General features: G+C 33.5%; 23 protein-coding genes and 2 tRNA genes. 15 read left to right on the top strand and 10 right to left on the bottom strand.

The features are described from left to right. Positions 1-47: 47 nt before the first annotated feature. The 4 genes from NMY3_RS02100 (at position 48) to NMY3_RS02085 (ending at position 3,295) form a co-directional block, all read left to right on the top strand. Positions 48-458 (top strand): transcriptional regulator, encoded by a 411-nt coding sequence (locus NMY3_RS02100; protein ID WP_196817304.1) that lies wholly within the window; start codon positions 48-50, stop codon positions 456-458. Positions 459-519: 61 nt separating this feature from the next. Continuing rightward, complete coding sequence (locus NMY3_RS02095) at positions 520-1,845, top strand: hypothetical protein (protein WP_196817303.1); 1,326 nt, start codon at positions 520-522, stop codon at positions 1,843-1,845. Further along, positions 1,832-2,851: a thiamine-phosphate kinase gene (thiL, locus tag NMY3_RS02090; protein WP_196817302.1), complete on the top strand. Its 1,020-nt coding sequence runs from the start codon at positions 1,832-1,834 to the stop codon at positions 2,849-2,851. The genes NMY3_RS02095 and thiL overlap by 14 nt, the downstream gene beginning before the upstream one ends. 39 nt (positions 2,852-2,890) lie before the next feature. Then, positions 2,891-3,295: a 30S ribosomal protein S11 gene (locus tag NMY3_RS02085; protein WP_134483782.1), complete on the top strand. Its 405-nt coding sequence runs from the start codon at positions 2,891-2,893 to the stop codon at positions 3,293-3,295. A 35-nt stretch (positions 3,296-3,330) separates the two neighbouring features. Here the strand turns inward: NMY3_RS02085 and NMY3_RS02080 are convergent. After that, positions 3,331-3,404: transfer RNA gene (locus NMY3_RS02080), tRNA-Pro, on the bottom strand. 126 nt (positions 3,405-3,530) lie between these two features. Between NMY3_RS02080 and map the strand changes: the two genes are divergently transcribed. Continuing rightward, complete coding sequence (map, locus tag NMY3_RS02075) at positions 3,531-4,424, top strand: type II methionyl aminopeptidase (RefSeq protein WP_196817301.1); 894 nt, start codon at positions 3,531-3,533, stop codon at positions 4,422-4,424. A 432-nt stretch (positions 4,425-4,856) separates the two neighbouring features. Here the strand turns inward: map and NMY3_RS02070 are convergent, their stop codons facing one another. Continuing rightward, complete coding sequence (locus NMY3_RS02070) at positions 4,857-5,921, bottom strand: beta-propeller fold lactonase family protein (protein WP_196817300.1); 1,065 nt, start codon at positions 5,919-5,921, stop codon at positions 4,857-4,859. 350 nt (positions 5,922-6,271) lie between these two features. Here NMY3_RS02070 and NMY3_RS02065 point away from each other — a divergent pair, with 350 nt between their 5' ends. Next, entirely contained in the window at positions 6,272-7,762 is a 1,491-nt protein-coding gene (locus tag NMY3_RS02065) for an FAD-binding oxidoreductase (RefSeq protein ID WP_196817299.1), read from the top strand. Between the two features lie 171 nt (positions 7,763-7,933). Here NMY3_RS02065 and NMY3_RS02060 read toward each other — a convergent pair whose 3' ends face one another. Then, positions 7,934-8,341: a VOC family protein gene (locus tag NMY3_RS02060; RefSeq protein WP_196817298.1), complete on the bottom strand. Its 408-nt coding sequence runs from the start codon at positions 8,339-8,341 to the stop codon at positions 7,934-7,936. A gap of 70 nt (positions 8,342-8,411) precedes the next feature. On the opposite strand from NMY3_RS02060, the gene NMY3_RS02055 reads away from it, so the two are divergent. Continuing rightward, the gene (locus NMY3_RS02055; protein ID WP_196817297.1) at positions 8,412-9,050 is read left to right on the top strand and encodes a hypothetical protein; all 639 of its coding nucleotides are present in this window, start codon (positions 8,412-8,414) and stop codon (positions 9,048-9,050) included. Positions 9,051-9,958: 908 nt separating this feature from the next. Here the strand turns inward: NMY3_RS02055 and NMY3_RS02050 are convergent. Further along, positions 9,959-10,084 (bottom strand) — tRNA-Trp (locus NMY3_RS02050). 348 nt (positions 10,085-10,432) lie between these two features. Between NMY3_RS02050 and NMY3_RS02045 the strand changes: the two genes are divergently transcribed. Both NMY3_RS02045 and NMY3_RS02040 read left to right on the top strand, forming a co-directional pair. Further along, entirely contained in the window at positions 10,433-12,070 is a 1,638-nt protein-coding gene (locus NMY3_RS02045) for a nitrite/sulfite reductase (RefSeq protein ID WP_425319419.1), read from the top strand. Further along, the gene (locus tag NMY3_RS02040) at positions 12,067-12,978 is read left to right on the top strand and encodes a sulfurtransferase (RefSeq protein ID WP_231100186.1); all 912 of its coding nucleotides are present in this window, start codon (positions 12,067-12,069) and stop codon (positions 12,976-12,978) included. Before NMY3_RS02045 ends, NMY3_RS02040 begins: the two co-directional genes overlap by 4 nt. A 17-nt stretch (positions 12,979-12,995) precedes the next feature. On the opposite strand, the gene NMY3_RS02035 is transcribed toward NMY3_RS02040, so the two are convergent. Together NMY3_RS02035 and NMY3_RS02030 are read right to left on the bottom strand one after the other, a co-directional pair. Beyond that, positions 12,996-13,427: an RNA-binding domain-containing protein gene (locus NMY3_RS02035; RefSeq protein WP_196817295.1), complete on the bottom strand. Its 432-nt coding sequence runs from the start codon at positions 13,425-13,427 to the stop codon at positions 12,996-12,998. Beyond that, positions 13,390-13,989 carry an AAA family ATPase gene (locus NMY3_RS02030; protein ID WP_231100185.1) on the bottom strand — a complete coding sequence of 200 codons (600 nt, stop codon included), beginning with the start codon at positions 13,987-13,989 and terminating at the stop codon, positions 13,390-13,392. Before NMY3_RS02030 ends, NMY3_RS02035 begins: the two co-directional genes overlap by 38 nt. A 109-nt stretch (positions 13,990-14,098) precedes the next feature. On the opposite strand from NMY3_RS02030, the gene thpR reads away from it, so the two are divergent. From thpR to NMY3_RS02010, 4 genes are all read left to right on the top strand, one after another. Beyond that, positions 14,099-14,668 (top strand): RNA 2',3'-cyclic phosphodiesterase, encoded by a 570-nt coding sequence (gene thpR / locus NMY3_RS02025; RefSeq protein ID WP_196817294.1) that lies wholly within the window; start codon positions 14,099-14,101, stop codon positions 14,666-14,668. Between the two features lie 5 nt (positions 14,669-14,673). Beyond that, positions 14,674-16,077, top strand: a complete 1,404-nt coding sequence (cca, locus tag NMY3_RS02020; protein ID WP_196817293.1) for a CCA tRNA nucleotidyltransferase — start codon at positions 14,674-14,676, stop codon at positions 16,075-16,077. 154 nt (positions 16,078-16,231) lie between these two features. Further along, entirely contained in the window at positions 16,232-16,819 is a 588-nt protein-coding gene (locus tag NMY3_RS02015; RefSeq protein WP_196817292.1) for an RIO1 family regulatory kinase/ATPase, read from the top strand. A gap of 57 nt (positions 16,820-16,876) precedes the next feature. After that, complete coding sequence (locus NMY3_RS02010; protein WP_196817291.1) at positions 16,877-17,590, top strand: cell envelope integrity protein TolA; 714 nt, start codon at positions 16,877-16,879, stop codon at positions 17,588-17,590. Positions 17,591-17,650: 60 nt separating this feature from the next. Here the strand turns inward: NMY3_RS02010 and NMY3_RS02005 are convergent, their stop codons facing one another. Further along, a complete protein-coding gene (locus NMY3_RS02005) occupies positions 17,651-18,025 on the bottom strand; it encodes a hypothetical protein (RefSeq protein ID WP_196817290.1) in 375 nt (124 codons plus the stop codon). Between the two features lie 118 nt (positions 18,026-18,143). Here NMY3_RS02005 and NMY3_RS02000 point away from each other — a divergent pair, with 118 nt between their 5' ends. Then, positions 18,144-18,452 (top strand): hypothetical protein, encoded by a 309-nt coding sequence (locus tag NMY3_RS02000; protein ID WP_196817289.1) that lies wholly within the window; start codon positions 18,144-18,146, stop codon positions 18,450-18,452. A 7-nt stretch (positions 18,453-18,459) separates the two neighbouring features. Here NMY3_RS02000 and NMY3_RS01995 read toward each other — a convergent pair whose 3' ends face one another. The 3 genes from NMY3_RS01995 to NMY3_RS01985 form a co-directional block, all read right to left on the bottom strand. Beyond that, positions 18,460-19,275, bottom strand: a complete 816-nt coding sequence (locus NMY3_RS01995) for a hypothetical protein (protein ID WP_231100184.1) — start codon at positions 19,273-19,275, stop codon at positions 18,460-18,462. A 21-nt stretch (positions 19,276-19,296) separates the two neighbouring features. Then, positions 19,297-21,408 carry a thioredoxin domain-containing protein gene (locus NMY3_RS01990; protein ID WP_196817287.1) on the bottom strand — a complete coding sequence of 704 codons (2,112 nt, stop codon included), beginning with the start codon at positions 21,406-21,408 and terminating at the stop codon, positions 19,297-19,299. 336 nt (positions 21,409-21,744) lie between these two features. Further along, positions 21,745-22,470 (bottom strand): cupredoxin domain-containing protein, encoded by a 726-nt coding sequence (locus NMY3_RS01985; protein WP_231100183.1) that lies wholly within the window; start codon positions 22,468-22,470, stop codon positions 21,745-21,747. Between NMY3_RS01985 and NMY3_RS01980 the strand changes: the two genes are divergently transcribed. Then, on the top strand, positions 22,464-23,024 hold the full coding sequence (locus NMY3_RS01980; RefSeq protein ID WP_231100182.1) for a RidA family protein: 561 nt from the start codon (positions 22,464-22,466) through the stop codon (positions 23,022-23,024). The genes NMY3_RS01985 and NMY3_RS01980 overlap by 7 nt on opposite strands. Positions 23,025-23,069: the final 45 nt, after the last annotated feature.

Raw genomic sequence — 23,069 nt, 5'->3', positions numbered from 1 at the left:
GATTTTTAAAAAATCTTTATATAATTAGAAATTTAGGAATTATTATTATGTTATTACCCTCTGAGATTGAATCCAAGTCTTTGATTCCTGCTATTCGTGCTATTTTGTCTAAAAGATTAATCCGAGATTATGATCTAAAAGAAGAAACAGTCGCAAAACTTCTTGGGATTACTCAGGCGGCAGTTAGTAATTATATCAGAGGAACACGGGGTGATCTTACTTTGGTAGCTAAACTGGAGGATAATTTTGAAGTTATGAAAATGATAAACGATATATCCAAAGATCTTTCTACAAATAATGCTTATTCTCCAAGTACGATGACAAAATTTATTCAACTATGTAATTTTATGAGATATACTTTCATAATATGTGATGTCCACCATAGTATTGAGTCAAATATAGACAAAAGAATCTGTGAACAATGCGAAGTACTGTTAACCGGTTCACGTTTCTCCTGATCTTTTACTTTTCTTTTTTCATCCAGTTAACATAAATTATTGCATCTATCTCATTATTTTCGTGAAGATATCTATCTCAGGAATAAGGGGGATATTTGGAGATGACCTTAGTATACAAGAGATAGCCCGTTTTTCTAGGGTTTATGGATCTTATTTGAAAAATAATTACGATATACTGACTTGTGTAATTGCAAGAGATAGTAGACCATCAGGAGGCATAATTACAGATATCGTAATCGGATGTCTTTTAGAACAAGGCATTAGTGTTTATGATCTGGGTATTGCACCTACACCAGTTTTATTTAGGGAGTCCAGAAAATATTCTGGTGCCTTAATGATTACAGCATCACATAATCCGCTAACTTGGAATGGATTGAAGATGCTTATAAAAGGGCGAGGATTATTTGAGGAAGATTTAGATCAGGTATTAAAAACGAAAATTCAAGATCATGCTAATATTGGCCAATATTTCAAAATTAATGCTAGCTTTTTAAACGATATAGTAAACTATGTTCCAAAATCAAATCAATTAAATGATGATTTCAAAGTTGGTATTGATTTTGGAGGAGGGGCAGCATGCAATTATGCTAATCATTTGCTTGATTCCTATCATGTAAAATACCTTGGAATAAATGATAAGCTGGGGTTCTCATCTCGCGGCCCCGATCCGACGTCTGATCCCTTAGTGGAATTGTGTGAATTAGTTAAAATAAATAAGTTGAATTTTGGTTTTGCCTTTGACGTAGATGGGGATCGACTGGTAATCGTTAATAATCAGGGAATTCAGCTTAATCCTGATTCGACCTTATTGTTATGTATTGCCGGCGTTGTACGCAATAACGGATTCAAAAGATTTACCATTAGTCTTGACTCTAGTCTCTCAATTGAACAATATGTCAAAAATCATGGTGGTCAAGTCTTTATCTCTAAAGTTGGAGAATCAAACGTGATAAAAAGAATGTTTGAAACCGATTCACAAGCGGGTGGAGAAGGAAGTAGCGGCGGATTCATCATGCCAAGCTTTACTTCTTGTAGGGATGGGTTATTGGCGAGCGTTATTATTAGCTCATTAGATCAGAATACAATTAATGAATGTATGAATCTATCCTCAAAATTTAAACAAATACGAACAAAGCATCCCATAGATCCTAAAATTGATAGTAAAGATCTCTTTGAGAAGATATTGTCTTCATTAAAATCCTATTCAACAGATGTAATAAATACCGATGGTTTGAAATTTGTTCTGGACGATAGTTCTTGGGTTCTAATACGTTTCTCAAATACTGAACATGCACTTAGAATATCATTAGAATCAACAAAAGAAAAAGCAGATCCTATGTATAAATTATTTCATAATAAAATAATTGAAATTTATGAAAAAATTTAATGAAAAACAAATACTGAACATAATTATATCTAAATTTGGTAACAACAATATGGAACCATATATAGGTAAGGATGACATATCCATTATGCCCTTAGATTCATTAAATTCTTCTTCTAATGAATTTAATGATAATAAATTTTTGGCTATTACATGTGATATGTTGGTTGAACATACTGACGTCCCACCCAAAATGACCTTTGAACAAATAGCCCGAAAATCTGTAGTTTCTAGCGTAAGTGATCTGGTTTCAAAAGGAATAATGCCAAAAGCAGCTTTAATATCATTAGGTTTACCCAAATCATTAAAAAACTCTGAAATTTCTAGACTAATTAATGGCTTGTCTTTAGCTTCAAAAGAGTTTGGAATAGATATTGTTGGTGGAGATATTAACGAATCTAAGGAAATCATAATTGATTGTTGTATGTTTGGATCTTTATCTTCGGTAGCAAACATACCTAGAAGAAATGGTGCGTGTATTGGTGATTATGTGGTTGTTTCTGGTATTTTCGGTTACAGTTCCTCGGGATTGAAAATTCTCATGAACAATCTATCATGCCCCGATAGTTACTTTAGGAGAAGATCTGTTGATTCTGTCTTAATACCTTCTCCTTCTTATGAATTTGGAATATATATTGCCCGTTATTTTTCTTCATCCATGGATTCTAGTGATGGCCTTGCCTCTTCATTACACGAGCTATCAAAGCAAAGTGGGGTGAATTTACTAATCGAAGAGGACAAAATTCCTATTCCACCAAGATTGAAGGAATTTTTATCAATAAATAATCTTGATTTTCACGACCTTGTATTTTATGGAGGTGAGGAATACAATATAGTAGGAACAATATCAGAAAAAAATCTAGTGGAAGTTTCCGAGATATTGAAAGTGCGTCACCTAAAATTGTATATTATTGGCAAAGTAGTTAGTGGGATTGGGCGAGTATTTGTTCTCACTTCCAATGGAAATAAAAAATTGCTTAAAAACAAAGGGTATGCGCATTTTACTTAAGAAGGTTTTTAAATGTGACAATCAAAAAATTCTACATTCATGTCACAAGAGGAAATTACTCAGTATAAATGGGGGGTAGCCCATATTTTTAGTAGTTATAATAATACTTTAGTCCATATAACTGACATAAGTGGTGCAGAAACTATTTCCATTAGTTCGGGTGGACGCCATGTAACAGCAGATCGTTACGAATCTTCCCCATACGCAGCTATGAAATCTGCCGTTTCTGCAGCTGACGCTGCCAAAACAAAGGGTATTAATGCACTCCATATACGCGTAAGAGCAGTGGGTGGGGTTGGACCAAGAATTCCTGGCCCTGGTGCTCAGGCTGCTATAAGAGCCCTGGCTCGGGCTGGATTTCGTATAGGTAGAATAGATGACGTTACACCGGTTCCTCATGATACTACTAGAAAACCTGGGGGTCGTAGAGGCAGAAGAGTATAGTTTTTTTCTTTTTGTTTCTGGCTATTAATTAATAATGGGACCGGCCGGATTTGAACCGACGACCTCCAGCGCCCAAGGCTGGCATCCTACCAAGCTAGACTACGATCCCTTTCTAATGAGAAATTTTTTGTCTAATTTTAATCTTATTTCAATTAATATAAATCATTATTTGCATTATTGTTATATTGTTATATTGTTATATTGTTATATTGTGGGGGGTTATTATCTCTAATTCATGTCTCTAGATAATTATATTCGTGCAGGTCATATAGCTGCTCAAGTTAGAGAAAACGCTAGGAAAAAAAATCATGTCGGTAGGACGCTTTATGAAATATGTGATTCTATCGAGAGCGAAATAAATGAGCGAGGAGGTCAACCTGCTTTTCCTGTTAATATTAGTTTGAATGAGATAGCTGCTCATTATACTGCCGAACCTGACGATCAAATTGTAATAAAGGATACTGACGTTGTTAAAATTGATTTAGGTGTGCATATAAATGGTTACGTTGCAGATACCGCAGTTTCTATTTCATATGATTCAAAATATGATCAATTAATAAAAATAGCAGAATTGTCATTAGATGAAGCTACCAAGATTGCAAAAAGTGCTACTAAATCGAGTGAGATTGGAAAAATAATTGAGAATACCATAACATATAATGGTCTAAAACCGATTCAAAATCTTAGTGGACACTCTTTAGAACAGTATGTCATACATGCCGGAAAATCTATCCCTAACATTAAGACTTACGGACCTTCATTTTCACTAATGCCTAATCAGGCCTACGCAATAGAACCATTTGTAACAACTAAAGACGGACTAGGCGTAGTTTATGAGGGTAAGATCAAAAATATTTTTTCACTAGTATCAAGAAAACCTACGAAAAATAAGGACACGGATGAATTTATCGTATATTTGTGGAATAGATTTAAGACACTTCCATTTGCGTTACGTTGGCTAGTAAATGATTTTACTGAATCTAAGGCTCGTGAAATGTTGGACTATCTTATTAAGAAGAAGAATATCAGATCCTATCCTATTCTTGTTGAAGGTAATAACAAAGTTGTATCTCAGGCGGAACATACAGTCTTTATATTGGAGAATATGAGTCATATAATTACAAAATAGTTTCTCATTTTAATTTTGATCAAATAAGACGAAAATAATTTATTTTGTCTTCTTGATAATTTTCTAGGACTCTGATATCTTATTTGATGGTTGTCAATGAATAAATATATATGTGAATAGAATATCTTAGACGATCTTCTTATTTTGATAGTACAATGCTTTGGTTACTAATTTTAGTTTACACATTTATGTTGCTTCTTAAACCTATGAAGTCTTCGGTTGGTTGTAGTTGAATTCTTGGAGTTATTTTTATTATACTTCATCCGGTTCATGTTCTATTCTTTGTTTATATACTGCAATTGGTTTAACATGCAATTTAATTCTACTTATGCTTTACTGTAATGAGAGTACGTTTTTCTGACATCCGGTGTCCATAATATTTAAGATAATCTAATGCATCTCAATTGATGTGTTATAGAAGATCATCATCGTCTACATATTGTTTCCATACGAAAGAACTAAATTTCTAATGCTTATTGATTGATCGGATATTGCATCAACAATAGGTTTGGAGCCCGTTGTTTCTATAACAGAGACATCATCTGACACTGGGTTGGTCACATAGATGTTATTATTGCTTGGGTTAAACGCCAGAGCAGATGGACCATCTCCAACATCAACTGTTGAAATAACCGTATTGCTAGAGCTTTCTATAACAGAGACATTATTCGAATATGCATTAGCCACATAGATGTTATTATTGCTTGGGTTAAACGCCAGAGCAGATGGACCATCTCCAACATCAACTGTTGAAATAACCGTATTGCTAGAGCTTTCTATAACAGAGACATCATCTGACACCAGGTTGGTCACATAGATGTTATTATTGCTTGGGTTAAACGCCAGAGCAGACGGGCGTTCCCCCACATCAACTGTTGAAATAACCGTATTGCTAGAGCTTTCTATAACAGAGACATTATTCGAATATGCATTAGCCACATAGATGTTATTATTGCTTGGGTTAAACGCCAGAGCAGACGGGCGTTCCCCCACATCAACTGTTGAAATAACCGTATTGCTAGAGCTTTCTATAACAGAGACATTATTCGAATATGCATTAGCCACATAGATGTTATTATTGCTTGGGTTAAACGCCAGAGCAGATGGACCATCTCCAACATCAACTGTTGAAATAACCGTATTGCTAGAGCTTTCTATAACAGAGACATCATCTGATAATGCATTAGCCACATAGATGTTATTATTGCTTGGGTTAAACGCCAGAGCAGATGGACCATCTCCAACATCAACTGTTGAAATAACCGTATTGCTAGAGCTTTCTATAACAGAGACATCATTTGAATTTGTATTAGCCACATAGATGTTATTATTGCTTGGGTTAAACGCCAGAGCAGACGGGCGTTCCCCCACATCAACTGTTGAAATAACCGTATTGCTAGCCCAAACCCATTCTAGTCCTAAAAAAACTCCTGGATAAGTAGAAGTAAGTATCAAAGTTATGATTAGTATCCCCAGAAACCCGTGTTTTACTTTCATTACAATCCTTATGATTGAAATATCAGGTATAAATATGGTAGACCATATTACAAAACCTTACTCACTAATGATGAACAGTAGATCAAATTTTTATGAATGTTGGTATTTATTTTACTGTCATCCTTATACTAACTATTGGTCTTTGGTAACCATATGTAGAATGTTTTCCATTCACTTGAATACCTTTTTAATGTCATTGTTAACCACACTTTTTTCTTTCCCTTCTATTGATCAAAAACCAATTAAGGTTCTTATATCGAGATAAAAAATAAATAAAGATTTTCATGAAGTAATTCTTTTTTCTTCTTACACTAAAAATATTATATTGTATATAGGTATTAAATTATTCAATGGATGTATATGATGAACTAAAGCTTTCCTACAGTGGTGATATTTCTAATGAATCCTGGATTAGAGATTATTATTCTGTAGATTCAAGCTATCATCAAATTTACCCCGAATTAGTTTGTTTCCCAAAAGATAAGACGGATATAGTAACGTCTTTGAATTGTGCTAGCAAAAATGCCTTGTCTGTTGCTTGTCGTGGTGCAGGCACAAGTTTACTTGGTCAAAGCCTATCCAATGGATTGATTTTAGATTTTACTAAATATATGAACAAGATTCTTGATTTGGATATCCAATCTGGAACTGTAACCGTTCAACCTGGTGTAGTTAAGGGTATCTTGGATAAAGAATTAAAAAAACAAAACAAGTTTTTACCACCAGATCCTGCAAGTAGTAATTATTGCACTATTGGAGGGATGGTTTCAAATAATTCTTCTGGACCACATGGTTTAGGATATGGGAGTGTCCTTAAATATTTGGATCGTGTTGACTTTATCTATTCAAACGGAGAGGAAGGTTTTGCTGAAAATGGTGTTTGTGATAGTAGATTAAAAAAAATTCTATCACCCATAATTTCTATTCAAGATAAATTAGCTTCATATTATCCTGATGTCAGTAAGAACTCATGTGGTTATAGATTAGATTCTGTTTTTGCTCCCGAATTCAAACCTCAAAATATTTTTGCAGCTTCAGAGGGAACATTATCAATTTTCGATTCTCTTAGATTAAAGATATTGGACCTACCCATTTTCAGATCTCTTTTCTTAGTGTATTTTTCTGATGTCTTGTCTGCTTGTTTATATACCAAAAAAATTCTCTCTACTGTACCTGTAGCAGTTGAACTTTTGGATTATTCCGTTATGGATTCTTCAATTAAATTGAATACGGTAAATGAGAATGGTTGTTTGCTATTTATAGAGTATTTTTATCAATTTCGGGACAAAATCTCTGACACACATGATTTGCTAAAAAGGAGTATATATCCTGGCGGCAAGATTGTAGAACATGCTCATGACATAGTTTCAATAAATAAATTATGGCACTCGAGGAAAAATGCGTTGAACATGGCTATAAAAAATACCGTAGGAAACAGAAGACAATTTACTATAATAGAGGATACTGCTGTCTCAATCGATCATCTTCATGAATATGTTGTTTATCTTTTGTCACTCTATAACAAGTATGATCTACAATATGTTATATACGGTCATGTAGGTAATGGAAATCTTCATACGCGTCCCATTTTAGATAATCATAATAATTCTGAAGGTGATCTTCATTCCAAACAAGCGAGGATTCTACAAAAAATGACTTACGAAACTTTTAGAAAAGTATTTGAATATCGTGGAACTATCACGGCTGAACATGGTGATGGAATAACCAGGACCCCATTCATAAAAAATGTATACAATAATTTCGTTTATAGCTATTTTAGTTCTCTCAAAAAGTCATTTGATCCACTAAATTTACTAAATCCAGGTAAAAAAGTCCCATAATTCGATCCATCACTAGTGCTTCCCTTTTCAAAACCCCTTTGAAATGTTGATTAGCATAGCCTGAGTTTTGTACGATATTTGATATTGTATTCTCGTCTGATACAATTTTGTTATATACAAATTGTTACATTGCATCGTTATTTGTTTATATAAAATATATTGATGATTTATCTATTCTGCACCAACTAACCCCAAAAAATCAAATCCATCCTCTTCACTTTGAGTGCTTTTTAGTTTTACAATTGAAATTAGATGACCGTCTGGATCTTCTATTATTGCATGCTTTCCAAAACCTTCTTCCTTAGGATTTTTAAAAAAAACTACACCTTTCTCTTTTAGTTTATTGATTGTGTTATCAAAATCACTTGCAGAAAAACCAAGTAGAATATGTTGGCCCGATTTCAGATTTTCTTTGTGTTTAGCTGGATGTAATGCCAATACTGTTTCTTTATTGAAAAATTCTGTCCACTCGTCAGATTCTTTTTTTAATGGCAAATTTAGAGTTTCTCTATAGAATTGAACAGATTTATTCATATCTGAAACTAAAAGTATTACAGCGCCTAATTTTCTAAATGACATCTAATTTGTCTATATTGCTCCTAAATTATGAACTTTTTGTATACGAATGGGTTTTTAGTAGACTTTTAACGTGTCAAAAATTTTATTGATGTATGATGTGTGGTTATTATTGCAAGATAAGCTTTTTTTTATTTATGTATCAAAAAATGAAGAATGGAAGAAGCGATATCAAGAAGATTGGGGTTATGTTTCTTCGATGGTGCGATTCTTTCAGTGGTGGATCAAACGTGAATTTAAAGAAGATTTATCTGTAGAGGTTGATATCTTACCCGTAATTCCTGGACGATTATTCGATAGGATTAATCTCGCATATCTATTAAGAGATCATCGAGAAAGGGGTTTCTCCATATTTCATTTCTATCTCACTTATTTTGGACCTTTATGGTCGGATTGTCGTATGGATGTATATCATGGTGAGAATTTTGGACTAGCCGCTTGGTTGAGACCCAAAGTTTTTTCTTCAGATTTCAAAAATGAAAAGTTTTTTGCTGATAATAATTGTGCAAAAATATCTCACATAATATGTCATGAAATAATTAGACGCAAAATGAAAAAAAGAAAAGTATATTTCGATCAAGTACATAAGATTTGGGATCTTCATACGAAAGACGATGTTCCTTTTTTATACTATAACAAACAATTCAATAGGGTCTCACAAAATGGTGAATACAAATACGTTACTATAGATGCATCTAAACTTGAATATTAGTATTAAGGTAAGATTGTTAGATGGGTACTTCATTGAGATATCGTCGTATGATAAAGATCGGTGCTTTGATCTCTACGGCTGGAGTCATTATGTTGATTTTATTTGGATTGATTTTACTACTGTTTCCAGTTACAAAAATTTGTGAGGAGAACTGCAATTACCTTTCAAGTGCACCTGAATATCTTAGACAATTGATAAATCCTTTATTTTTATTTATTTCTTTGATATTGATTTCCTCGGGAGTTTTTTTTATCCGTATAGGGAATAGACAACTATATAGAAGCTTATAGTTCTCTGCTTTGGTTGTAGTATCCTTTCTTGAATTTCCTATGCCATTAAACTAAAATGTCTGATTGCATAAATATAATGTACTTTATGGCCAATCCATTTAGAAGAATACTATATACTTTTACAGCTAATCCATTCAAGAAATGGAAACCTAGAGGAAAAATTTATAGTTTCAGATGTTCACAATGTGGGGAAGTCTTCATATCTAGCCATAATTTGGATGCTCCGTTGTGTAACAAATGTATTCAAAAGATAAAATCCTTGGATTCCACTGTTGATAATGAAAAAAAATGCTCTGAGTGTGGTAACTCTGGAGTTATTTATGGTAAAGATCGATGTCATTCTTGTTATTTTAGCTTCAAGAAGAACAAATAATTTTCTAAAATTTTGTTAATATTCGTCTTTTCAGAGTTTATATCGGTTCATACTCATATCTTCACTTTGTTTTAATTGGATCGCATGTTTCTATCCATTTAATATAATATATGTACATGTATGTAATAATTTATTATTGCTAATTTTTGATAATTATGTAACAACCATTTTCCTTTTAATCTATTAAATGTCTAGTTTATTTTTCATTGTCATTGTGTGTAAACTCCAGAATGATTGAGGGAAGATGGGGCCGAAGGGAATTGTTCTAATATATACTTATATTATTTGAACCCCTGATCCACGGGTTTCTTCAATAATTGCCCATTATTTGATCTGGAGCCCGTTGCGATGCCTGGCTTCGCTACGACCCCACCTTAATATAGGTTTTTTAATTGTAACTATAAGTTTTTCTAAATTTGAATTAGTGTATGAATCCGAAAATTGCTCAATATGTGTCAAATAAGCCTATTCCATAAAAAATATAAGGTTTGTTAAACACAATATTATTAACGTTGGCAAAATCTATTGATTATGATGTTCTTTCTTCAGCGAAAAATAAAGAACTCGAGACTAATGAAAAATGGGGTTTAGCAGAAGAATCTGAATATTTTGCTAATAAGGTAAAGCTATATCGTCAAGATAAATTGAATGCAGATGAATTTAGGCGTTTTAGACTTCAAAACGGTGCATATGGCTCTAGATTAAATAGTGAATTTAGTATGATAAGAATAAAGGTTCCAGGTGGTGACATCACGCCTACCCAGCTTGAAAAGGTTGCCAGTCTATCAGAATCATTCTCAATCGGATCTGCGCATGTATCTACCAGACAAAATATTCAATTGCACTGGGTGCAATTAGAAGATGTAAGTGAAGTATTTCGCGGTTTAGCTGAAGTAGGACTTACTTCTAGGGAGGCTTGCGGTAATACCATTAGAAATGTAATGTGCAGTCATTTTGCAGGAGTATGTCCTAATGAACCATTTGATACTACTCCTTACGCTAAAGCAATAGCGAGGTTTTTTCTAAGAAATCCTATTTGTCAGAATCTTCCCAGAAAATTTAAATTTAATTTTTCATGTTGTCCAGAACATGGTTATGTAAGGATAGCCGACGTGGGCCTAGTTCCTACAGTCCGTGATGGAGTAAGGGGCTTCCGGGTCTACTTGGGAGGCGGCTTAGGCGCTGCCTCTTTTATAGGTCATTTATTAGAGGAGTTTACTCCAGATTCTAGGCTTTTATCTACTTCTATAGCTACAATTCGACTATATGATCGACTAGGAAATAGAGAAAATCTTGCAAGAAATAGAATGCGTTATTTGGTCAGTGAAATCGGATGGGAAAAATTTCAGGGCTTATTATTGAAGGAACGAATCCTGGTTGAAGCAACAATTTCTATACCCACAAGAAAATCATATGATGGTTTTTTGAATACTGGAGATTTGAATAATACTTCAATTTCCTCTACCTCTACGAAGAGTAAAATTACATTACCTGTAATAAATTCCAATTCTGGCGACACACCATATACTCGATGGCTAAATACCAATGTTGTTGCTCAGAAACAATCTGGTTATTACAGTGTGTATATAACCTTAGGTGCAGGCGATATCACCTCTAGTCAGTTACGGATTTTTGCAGAATGTATCAGGGAATTTTCGCTAGAAAAAAAAGCCCGAACGACTCCTCAGCAAAACTTTCTGGTCCGATATATAAAAGCAGATCAATTACCAAAGGTTTTCCAAAAACTATCCGGCAATGGATTAGGAAATCCTGGTGCAAATACCATTGTATCTACTGTAGGTTGTTCCGGAACTACATCATGTAATCTAGCTATTACTAATTCTCATAGGCTTGCAAAAGAAATCCAAAGTAAATTTTTGGAATTAAATGTTGATTTGGATAAAGACTTTGTTGATTCTTCTATCAAAATTAGCGGATGTCCTAATTCTTGTGGACAGCATGAGGTCGCAACTATCGGTTTCTATGGTGGTGCTACTAGGATTGGAACATCCATGGTTCCAATCTATACCATGCTTTTTGCGGGTAGTACTGGCGAGAATGGCGAACTGGGCAAGGCAATCATGCGTGTTCCAGCTAAAAAGGTGCTGGACGTAGTTCTTAAAATATTTGAATATTTCAAAAAAGAAAGGACAGGTAATGAAAAATTAAATGAATGGATTTACAAAATTTCAAATGGAAATGGATCTGGCGAAATTAAGAATGTAGATGACATGAAGAAGCTACTTTTACCTATAATTGAGTTACCCGCATTTTCCACCGCCCCTGATTTTTACAAAGACTATGGAACCGATACAAATTTTGTAGCAAAAACTGCTAGAGGCGAATGCGCTGCTTGAGCAAATCCATAAAGCGAAAGAAAAATGATGTCAAGGCAAAGGTAAAGGCAAAGGTAAAGGCAAAGGCAAAGATCGTAACTAAACGTGTAAAAGCAAAAGCAAATCCTCCATCAACACCTTCTTTGAATTTTGTATGCGATATTGATACTCTAAGAACCCTAATAAAAAAAAATAGAGTTAGAGTTGTGGATGTCAGAAAAAGAGACGAATATTTGAAAGGTCATATAAAGACGGCCGCTTCTTTACCATTAGCTGAATTATTATCCAACGATGACCCCGAGTCCATAATTAATATTCTGAATAACCTTGGTATATCAGATGACACTTGGGTAGTCATTTATGATGATACATTTGGTGCACTAGCGTCAAGGGTAGCATGGTCATTTAAGTTCGTTGGACACAGAAATGTTGCATTATTGGAAGTTACCTATGATAATTGGAAAAAATTAGGTTTAGAAATTGAGAGAAAGTCTAACAAATATTCTAAAGTTTCACATTCTATTGATATAGACTATTCCATATTTGCAGATGCTGAATATATAGAAAATGCTCAAAATGATAAAAATAAGATCATAATTGATTCTCGAGAAAGATTGAATTTTTTAACAGAACACATTCCTAATTCAAAGAATATTCCATACACCATGTTGCGCTCGGAAAATTCCATTTTAAGAAATCCTTCTGAACTTAAACGATTCATGGAAAATAGGGGTATTGACTTAAACAATGAGATAATCACTTACTGTGGAAGCGTCGGAACGTTGTCAGGTTTAGCCTTTTTTGCCTTAAAAACCGCAGGAATTTCAAACGTGAAGCTATATCCAAAATCATTTAAGGAGTGGAAATCTCTTGGAAAACCCAAAACCGAATTCAAAGATGCTAACTACTGGGATCTTTCAGCAGAGTGAGTGTTTTATTTATTCCTCTATTTCTCAAACCATTCATTAATTCTTTCTAATTCGCAGCCATTCACAGTTATTTTTATGGGTCCCAATGGGGATTCATTTTCGTTTTCTACTAATACCACCACGTCAGAAAATGCAGCCTGTTTATTTAGTAAAAACCAAGTACTTTGCATGTTGTAGTTGTTATACAGAATTCTTTGTAAAACAGCCAGTGTTTTTTTTGACCTTATCTTGTCTTTTATTTTTCTCAAACCATCAAAATTATTCATCTTGGCATACAAATTATTCTTTCTTATTGCTAGTTCTGAATCTGGTAATAGGTTTTTGACAGCAAAAACCACTTTTTGTGTGTCCTCAGTCAAATTAATTGGAGTTATGACAATAACTTCCATACTTTCAAGCTCCATTTTTGTTCTATGTGGTAAGAAAGCTTTTTTGCTTCCAGTTATCATACTCATCTGACCACTTTTTAATAATTACTTCTACATGATTCTTAAGCTCGATCAAAGATAGATCATTATTTGAAATCGATTCGTCGGCCAGAGCTATGGCTTTGCTTATACCTACACTCATCTCACGTTCATCTCTTTGTAAAAACTTTTCATGATTTGATGGTGTATCAGACCTGTCTCGTAATTTTATATGGTCATATCTAATGGTTGATGATGCATGAATAGCTAATAACTTTACAAATCCTATGTTTTTTAATACGATATACTCCTCATAGCTTCTAATTCCATCTACTACAATAAGACTAACGTTTTCCAATTCTTTAATCTTCTCCATCACTAACCTTGCAACAACTTCATTTCCGTGATGCTTTCTTAAATTTTTCATTAAATCGCCAAGACTTTTGTCATCCATTGGCAAGTTGTTTTCAACGGCTTTTTCCCTTATTATGTCTCCCATAGTTATTAGATGAAATCCTTTACTTTGGAGGAAAGTAGCAACTGTCGATTTTCCTGCACCAGGCATTCCTGTTAAACAAATTATGAATTGGTTTAGAACCGACAACCTCGATCTAATCTGTGAACATTCTATCAAATATTTGTTTTTTGATTACTTTGATTATTGAGAATTAATATAGATAGAACTTGATCTGATTGTATTCATGCGTATATTTGTGGCAATAGATATTCCAAAGGTTGAGAAAATAATCCATATTCAGAATCAAATTATGAAACAATATGAATTTGTCCCACATGATGTTAGACTTATCAACAAGTATAATCTTCACTTGACAATAATGTTTTTGGGGGAAAAGACCGATTTTGAAGTAAGAGAAATTATAACCAATTTGAAAAGTTTAGATTTTGATCCATTTGAGATTAGATTCACTAATGTGGGATGTTTTCCAAAAAATACTAATCCAAGCGTTATCTGGTTGGGGCTGGATAATCAAAGTTCTAAAAAATTAAATGACCTTTATGATGCAATTTCAAAATTGCTGCAAAAAAATATCGGCTACGGGAAGGAAACACGAAAGGATTCTAGTGAAGAAAAATCTGTATATGTACCTCATCTTACAATTTTTCGTATAAATCGACATTCTAAGAGTCGTATATTTTTTGATCCCATTTTTCAATTTGATCCATTTTCAGATGAAATATGCCAAATTAAATTAAAGCGAAGCATGCTCACAGCAGATGGTCCTAAATATTCTGATTTATTTACCATTGATGCACGAGCGTAAAAGAAATGAGTAATCCTAGTATCAATAAATTAATCAAAGGAATATTAAAGGAATGTACTCCTACATCAGAAGAAGAAATTAACCTTCATGCTATGGCTAACAAGGTGAAAAATAAACTTGAATCTTGTGTTTCTGAAAATAAACTTGGTTTTATGATAAAAGAAGTCGTATTCGGGGGATCTTTTGCTAAAGGAACATGGCTTAAAAATGAAGCCGATATCGATATTTTTATCAAATTCAAGAATGATGTTGATTACGGTCATTTTGAATCTTACGGAAAGTTAATTGGAATGCAATCTCTAAAGGAATACTCTCCGTATCTTAGATATGCAGATCATCCTTATGTGGAAGCTTATGTTGACGGAGTTAAGTTCAACATTGTCCCATGCTACGATGTTTCTTTTGGAGATTGGAAAAGTGCAGCTGACCGTTCTCCATTCCATACCTCTTATGTAATCAGTAATTTGAACCAGGAAAAGAAAAATCAAGTGAGATTACTTAAGAAGTTTTTGAAATCTCTAAAAATTTATGGGGCGGAGATTTCTATAGAAGGGTTTAGTGGATATGTTTGTGAAGTTCTAATTTTGAAATTTGGATCTTTTTTATCTACTATCCAATTTTTTTCTACATACTCTACTGTTAACTCTGTTATCCGCATCACAAAACCCGACGATCATGAACCGGAAAAGCATAAGAAGATTTTTGATAGTTTTCTGGTAATATTAGATCCAATAGATGAAAATAGAAATTTGGGCAGTGCTATTTCATCACGTTCAGTAGCGACTCTAATCCAAGGTTCAAGAAAATTTTTGTCAAATCCTGGCACTAATTATTTTGGAGCGGAACCACTATCTCACTCAAACAACGATCTCAAAGATTTATTGTCTTCTTTCATTCTGGTAATTGAATTCAAATTTAGTGCTAGGCCGTCTGATGTCATCTGGGGACAGCTTAAGAAAATGACCCGGTCAATATGTAAATTTGTTGAATCATACGGTTTTAGAATATTGAAATATCACTGCAATGTGCATGAAAAGGAAAAAGTTTGTGTTATTTCTTTGTTATATGAATCTCTAACAATTCCTAAATTATCTTTTAAAATCGGTCCTGAAATATTTAGATTACATGACGTAGAAAAATTTATAGAGATTAATGATGACTCTCCGTTAAAATGGTTGGACAACAATTCTAGAACTAGATGCCTGCTTTTTAGAGAATTCACTAACGCAAAAGTCTATTTGGAATTTGTTCTCAAGAATAAGCCTGATCTAATAGGGATCCCTAGAGGCTTGAAGAGTGATTTTATTCGAACCTTTAAAATATATACTCTTGATCAATATCCATCTTTGGATGAACATATAAAAAATACCGTTTCTGAATTATTATATACAGATGCAAGGGTATTCTAACAAATTTGTTTTATCATCAGCTAATTTGATTGATTTATTATGTTATCCCAGATTTAATACCTCTGATTATTATTCTAGGTTGAGTGAACTTAGATCGTTAAATCTAAAATTTGTAATTCTGGAAGGTAGTACTCTTATAAGGGCCATTAGGATTTTGGGGAAAGGAAGTGAAGGATTGGTGCTCAAAGTTCAAAATACGCATAGTAAAACCATGGCACTAAAAATTAAGAGAATTGACTCATGTAGAACCGATATGAAAAATGAATTTGAATTTTACCAGAGTGTAAATAGGAATCATTTGGGGCCAAAGGTTTACTCTTATACAAAAAATACTCTTTTAATGGAGTTCGTCGAAGGTTTGTCTGCAAGAAACTGGTTCCTAAAATCAAAGATGAACTTAGAGTTGATACGAAAAATTATCATTAATATTTTGACTCAATGTTACACACTTGATAAACTACACATAGATCATGGTCAACTAAACAAGTTGGATAATCATGTAATAATTTCCCATCATGGTTCAAAGTGCACTATAGTAGATTTTGAAAGTGCTAGTTGCATAAGAAAAGTTAATAATGTCACATCCGCATTTCAAGGGTTAATTTTCAAAGGTATCATTTCAGATCAAATAAACAAATTTGCTAATTATGATAAAAAGAGAGTCGAATTCTTAAATCTGTTATCCCGATATAAAATGGACATGTCGAAAAAAAATTTTGATTCAATAATCGCATTAATTTGAATTAATTATTCTAAGAATCTTAGAAAAACATTAATCTTCACTTGTTTCACTTTAGCTATGACACTTCCAAAAGGTTACGTAAAACCCAATAAAGAAGAAGCAGAACAAAAGGCCAAACTAGAAGCAGAACAAAAGGCCAAACTAGAAGCAGAACAAAAGGCCAAACTAGAAGCAGAACAAAAGGCCAAACTAGAAGCAGAACAAAAGGCCAAACTAGAAGCAGAACAAAAGGCCAAACTAGAAGCAGAACAAAAGGCCAAACTAGAAGCAGAACAAAAGGCCAAACTAGAAGCAGAACAAAAGGCCAAACTAGAAGCAGAACAAAAGGCCAAACTAGAAGCAGAACAAAAGGCCAAACTAGAAGCAGAACAAAAGGCCAAACTAGAAGCAGAACAAAAGGCCAAACTAGAAGCAGAACAAAAGGCCAAACTAGAAGCAGAACAAAAGGCCAAACTAGAAGCAGAACAAAAGGCCAAACTAGAAGCAGAACAAAAGGCCAAACTAGAAGCAGAACAAAAGGCCAAACTAGAAGCAGAACAAAAGGCCATTCCACAAAATTCACAAAATGATTCCTTGATTACAAATAACTTGAATTCAAACAGGCTCGATGGAAAACAAGGAAATGTCGATAAAACTTTGGAAAATAATTTCAACTATTTTCTGATATGGGAACAATTACAAGAGGCATACCTTCATACCATGAAAGAAGCAACTTCATCTTATTTCAGGTTATTAGATTTTTGGTTACAGCAAAAGAACCAAGAAGAATAATTTTTTTAAATAACTGACAACAAAATCAAGCTATTTTTTATTCGATCATAAAGGCCCTCTTTAGGAGTATAAATCTAGCTCTTTGGTTGAATTAATAATATTGTAAACTTTCTGAGTCAAATCGTCTGCTTCAACATTTTTGTTGATTACTAAAAATAACATGTGTTCTTTGACTGGGATAATCAATATTTTTAGTGAACTATATTGATAACAAATAGAGTTTAAACTTCCAAATGATGTAATAAACGCCTTCCTTAAATCAACTGTATATGCGGATTCAGAAATAATCAGTTCCGCATTTCTTCCTTTTAGATGTTTGTCCAGAGAATCCCTTTGATTGCTGATATTTAAATGTCCAGATTTTTCAATAACCCCACTGAACAGAATATCATTATCCAAATCTAGTATGCTTTTTGTGAATTGATCAGCCTTCATGTTCTTATATTAAAATAATAAACATATAGCCTTTTATGAATTTTCATTGATTTATAGTCTCGAAATCTTTCAAATCTTTCAACGAAATCATCATATAAGTCTAAAACATAATATAGCCATGGCTAACGATGCATCATCATCATCTACTTCCGCAGATACTATTCCATATCCTACTCTAACTATATTGTATTTGCCATCAGAAGCAAATTTAGCTATTGAAGAAATTAGTCAAAAATATAATAACATGACAGTCGAAGATTGCAAAGGTTTTTTTCATCAGGGGAAAGAAAGGGATTATAAAAAGATAACAATTTGGAGTCAAGGCATCGATAGTCTTTGGTTTAATGCCATTATCGCTCGTATAAAGGATCTGTCTAACTTAGAATCTATTCCTATAGTCTCTGGTGGGATAATGTATTCAATCTAAAATATGATCACTCTGTCAACTTTTGTATTCCAATAAAAATGGAAGTTGTTGTTGGAACTTCGAGTGAGAAGTCAAGCGGATTGTATAAATAAATATTGGTTATCGTATGTGAATATAGAAGATTAGATAAATCATTGGGGATTAGTGATTGGTACATACACATACTCCCTAATTTTGAAAAGTTAGAAACAAGATTCATTTGAATGGGAAAAACGTTATTATCGGCAGAAGTACCTACGATTTGTAATAGTGGGTTAGTAGAATTACACGGAAGTTTTGCAAGAATGTTTCCATTCAAAATTTTCAATGGCATTGAACTATATAATGGAATGTAATCCTTTGAAGAAATAGTCATAGGATAGGGCAGTATCGTCATAGATTGCATGTTTTCTATATTCTTGTTATTGTTACTATAACTAGTAATATTATCATCATTAGTCGAATTGTTATTGTTATCTGATGTAGTAATATTATTCTTATTCGGAGAAACAGCTGTAATATTTAATGTAGTACTATTCTGTCCAAGATAATTTAAGGCACTGTCTAATGTCTGCGAGATCTCATTGTCATTGTTGTTATTGTCTGATTGGTTTGCTATGGGAAAAGAAAAATTTTGCATACCTTCAACTACCGAATCAAGTAATGACGATCCCTTCAAAGAATCAATTAAAGAAATCGCCTCATCACTAGATGACTTTGCTTTATCAAAATTATTGGATGTTTGTTCCATTTGACCAAAAACATCGATATTAGAAACTGATCCCAAACCCAAAATAATTAATCCAATGACAAAAAAAAATCTGAATTGCGGAAGAATTGACACTGTGATACAATCATAAAAAAATTATTTAATTCTTTCCTTTGATGAATTTGAGGACAAAATATCTTTTATTTTTTTCAAATCCGTCAATGGAGGTGAACATGTAAAATCTTTACATATTATTGCAAAATCGCTAGCAGGTTTTTCTTTAATTAGTGACTTATTTTTGAATAAATTGTACTGATCTAGCGTTTCTGATAGGTTGTCCTCGTGTAGAATAGAAAAAATACCGTTTGGAATATACATTTTATTTATTTCATCAATCATATCTGATTTATCATCTTTTGAAAAAATGGTAATTTCGGTTGGTTTTTTAACATATAGATATGTTGATGATAATAACCAACCAAAACCAAATGGATTATCTAGCGCCGATGAGATAGATCCTTTCATCATTTTCTCAGCTATCTCTAAATAATTGTTTTTCCCTGTTATGTGATATAGACGGATCAAATTTGATATTGAAACCGAATTTCCACTTGGTAAAGCCAAGTCATACAAGACTTTGGTTCTAGTGAGAATCGATTCATGCAAGTCGGAAGAGTAATAGAAATTATTTTCTTGTTCGTCCCAAAAATGTTTTATCAAAATATCTGTATAATAAGATGCTAATTCAACGAACCTTGGATCTGTCTTTACCTCAAATAGATCCAAAAGAGAATTTATGTAAAAAGCATAATCATCCAAATAAGCAAGTATTTTGGCCTTACCTTGTTTATAAATTCTATATAAATATCCTTCCTTGGATTTTAACTTTGTTTCGATGACGTCTACCGCGGTTAGAGCAGTTTTCAAATATGCTTCTTTACCTGTTATCTTATAACCTTTGACAAAAGCAGATATGGATAGCGCATTCCACGATAAAATTGTTTTATCATCTTTTTGAGGCTTTATCCTTTTCTCTCTGATATCAAAAAGCTTTGTAGAATTCACAGCTATAATGTTATTAACCTCCTTCACATCTAATCCATACTTTCTTGCTAGATGTTCAACTGAGGTTCTGATATTTAGTATGTTGTTCCCTTCGAAATTCCCTACCTCTGTTATGTTAAAGTATTCGCAGAAGATATTTTGGTGTAAAGGACTTTGAATAATTGAGGTGACCTCTCTTTTAGACCATACATAAAATTTTCCCTCTTCTCCGTCAGAATCTGCATCTTCAGCTGAAAAGAAAATTCCTTCCTTATTTGTAAGCACACGTAAAATATAATCCAAGGTTTTCTCAACAGTATCTCTAAATATTTTTTCCTTAGTGATTTGATACATTTCAGAAAACAAAATAACCAATAATGCATTATCATACAACATTTTTTCAAAGTGCGGTACTAACCATTTTTGATCGGTTGAATATCTTGAGAACCCACCTCCTAGGTGATCGTGTATCCCTCCAAAGATCATTTTTTCACATGTTAAGATTACAAAGTCCTTGAATTTTTCAATACTCGATATATCATAGTAACGAAGTAAAAATAATAAGTTAGATACGTTAGGAAATTTAGGGGAGATTCCAAAACCTCCATGAATAAAGTCTGCCATTTGCAATAAATTCAATGCAGATTCGTCTAGAACTGTCTTGTCAATTTCTACAGTTTTGTTATTCAATATATCTTTTGATGTGTTTATCAGCGCTCCTACAAATTCCGAGGTGGTCTTATTTATGTCGCTTTTTTTATGTGTATAGGCCTGAGAAAGTTGATTTAAAATCTCAGTAAAACCGGGCATACCATATCTGCTATCTTTTGGAAAATATGTACCGACATAAAATGGCTTGAGATCAGGAGTCAAAAATACCGATAATGGCCATCCCCCATTACCATTTACTAGTTGGCATGCCCTTTGATATATGTCATCTATATCTGGTCTTTCCTCTCTGTCGACCTTTATGTTAATAAATTTTTCATTCATGGTTTTTGCAACTTCGGTATCTTCAAATGACTCATGTGCCATCACATGACACCAATGGCATGAACTATATCCTATGCTGAGAAAGATTGGTTTGTCTTCTTTTTTTGCCAAATTGATGGAATCGTCATTCCAAGCCAACCAGTTAACTGGATTATAAGCATGTTGTAATAGATAAGGACTATTTTCTTTGATCAACGAATTGGGTTTTGCATTGTCAAAACGATTATCCATGACTCTGAAGATACTTGATTATATTTATTATGTATTGATCAACCTTTCTTACACTATACTGAAAATACCACAATTAGATAAAATAACAGATCTTTAGTCACAGATTGGCAAGAAACACGCGATTAGAATTTCACGTTCAACGATTTCCTTTTCTTTTGCTCCCTTTTCGAATTCATGTTGAGATCTCTGTTCTGGTGGCGTTTATCATTGATGTTCTTATCTGCATTTGGAGGAAAGATAATTGTTTGAACCCACTATGAAATTAAACAAATATAATGGAAACATCTACGTTATTAATTTCATCGACGAAGACAGACAAATTAGATGCCTTTAGTTTTACTTCACTATCACATTGCCAACCATTGCTGGATGTAAGGTACAAAAATAAGGATAATCGCCAATTCTATCGAACGTATGCTCAAAAGTTTTCCCCTTACTAGTCAGAGCTGTTGGACCCTTTAGACCCGAATCAAATTCCTTACCTGCGTCTGCTGCACCGGCAGTTCCAGATGTTACTGTATGGAATGCAGAATCATCGTTTGTCCATACTACTGTTTGACCAACAGTAACTTCGATAGAACTTGGACTGAATGCCGTATCGGTCAAAGTAGATGCTCCTGGAACTATTGATACTTGCGTATTATCTGAAGCTTGATCAGTTGCATTGGTCGAACCACTAGTTGCATTGGTCGAACCACTAGTTGCATTGGTCGAACCACTAGTTGCATTGGTCGAACCACTAGTTGCATTGGTCGAACCACTAGTTGCATTGGTCGAACCACTAGTTGCATTGTCTGTCAAAAATGGGCGAAGAGATGGTGGAGTTTGTAATACCGTAGGATCTGTGATAACTGGTTCTTCCGGTAAGTGAAATTGGGCTCTTAAAGTTGATTGTTGCAAATTTAAAACATCAGACGAGAACGAAGGGCCAATATAGCCAAAGGATGCCCACAATATGTAGATAAATAACAATGATAAGCCCATAACAATAAGAGAGGCACCTATAGTACCTATTTTCCTTTTTTTGATCGGAAGTTTTGGAAGGTCGCCCTCCTTTGACATATTTACAACAAAAGTCAAAGATATTAAAAAGGTTACTGAATGCAAAAGTTAACCTTTTAATTCTAATCATGGAATATCCAAACATGACACCAGAGAAAAAAATAGAGTCTTTAAATCTTGTTATTCCAATTGGGAAACCAAAAGCATTAGGTTCGTACGTCCCAATAGTAAATGTCAACGATCTAGTTTTTATTTCAGGTCAACTTCCAATTGATGTAAATTCGCCATCAAACGACCTAAAATTTAGAGGCAAAGTAGGCAAACAAATTACAATCGAGGATGCTCAACTAGCTTGTAAAATTTGTTGTTTAAATGCTTTCTCTATTGTTAAGGGCCTAATTGGTGACTTAGATAAAGTAAAAAGAATAGTCAAAATCACAGGTTATGTTAACTGTGATGATGCTTTCACGGATCATCCAAAAGTCATTAATGGAGCTTCAGATTTCCTTATTGAGGTGTTTGGAGATCTAGGGCGGCACTCAAGAGTAGCTGTAGGGGTGAATAGTCTGCCACTAAATTCTCCAGTAGAAATTGATTTTATTATTCAGATATGAGAATTAAAATTAAAAAAAAAGATTATTTCTTAAACAATTACGTTA

This window comes from Candidatus Nitrosocosmicus oleophilus, assembly GCF_000802205.1.
Taxonomy (GTDB): domain Archaea; phylum Thermoproteota; class Nitrososphaeria; order Nitrososphaerales; family Nitrososphaeraceae; genus Nitrosocosmicus; species Nitrosocosmicus oleophilus.
The sequence above is the reverse complement of the archived record's forward strand: the minus strand, read 5'-3'. Positions and strand labels throughout refer to the sequence as shown.

Excerpts from the sequence above, each read along its gene's own strand:
- NMY3_RS02100 (WP_196817304.1), top strand. The coding sequence starts at position 48 with ATGTTATTACCCTCTGAGATTGAATCCAAGTCTTTGATTCCTGCTATT.
- thiL (WP_196817302.1), top strand. The coding sequence starts at position 1,832 with ATGAAAAAATTTAATGAAAAACAAATACTGAACATAATTATATCTAAA.
- NMY3_RS02085 (WP_134483782.1), top strand. The coding sequence starts at position 2,891 with ATGTCACAAGAGGAAATTACTCAGTATAAATGGGGGGTAGCCCATATT.
- map (WP_196817301.1), top strand. The coding sequence starts at position 3,531 with ATGTCTCTAGATAATTATATTCGTGCAGGTCATATAGCTGCTCAAGTT.
- NMY3_RS02070 (WP_196817300.1), bottom strand. The coding sequence starts at position 5,921 with ATGAAAGTAAAACACGGGTTTCTGGGGATACTAATCATAACTTTGATA.
- NMY3_RS02065 (WP_196817299.1), top strand. The coding sequence starts at position 6,272 with ATGGATGTATATGATGAACTAAAGCTTTCCTACAGTGGTGATATTTCT.
- NMY3_RS02060 (WP_196817298.1), bottom strand. The coding sequence starts at position 8,341 with ATGTCATTTAGAAAATTAGGCGCTGTAATACTTTTAGTTTCAGATATG.
- NMY3_RS02045 (WP_425319419.1), top strand. The coding sequence starts at position 10,433 with ATGATAAGAATAAAGGTTCCAGGTGGTGACATCACGCCTACCCAGCTT.
- NMY3_RS02035 (WP_196817295.1), bottom strand. The coding sequence starts at position 13,427 with ATGATAACTGGAAGCAAAAAAGCTTTCTTACCACATAGAACAAAAATG.
- cca (WP_196817293.1), top strand. The coding sequence starts at position 14,674 with ATGAGTAATCCTAGTATCAATAAATTAATCAAAGGAATATTAAAGGAA.
- NMY3_RS02010 (WP_196817291.1), top strand. The coding sequence starts at position 16,877 with ATGACACTTCCAAAAGGTTACGTAAAACCCAATAAAGAAGAAGCAGAA.
- NMY3_RS02005 (WP_196817290.1), bottom strand. The coding sequence starts at position 18,025 with ATGAAGGCTGATCAATTCACAAAAAGCATACTAGATTTGGATAATGAT.
- NMY3_RS02000 (WP_196817289.1), top strand. The coding sequence starts at position 18,144 with ATGGCTAACGATGCATCATCATCATCTACTTCCGCAGATACTATTCCA.
- NMY3_RS01990 (WP_196817287.1), bottom strand. The coding sequence starts at position 21,408 with ATGGATAATCGTTTTGACAATGCAAAACCCAATTCGTTGATCAAAGAA.
- NMY3_RS01985 (WP_231100183.1), bottom strand. The coding sequence starts at position 22,470 with ATGTCAAAGGAGGGCGACCTTCCAAAACTTCCGATCAAAAAAAGGAAA.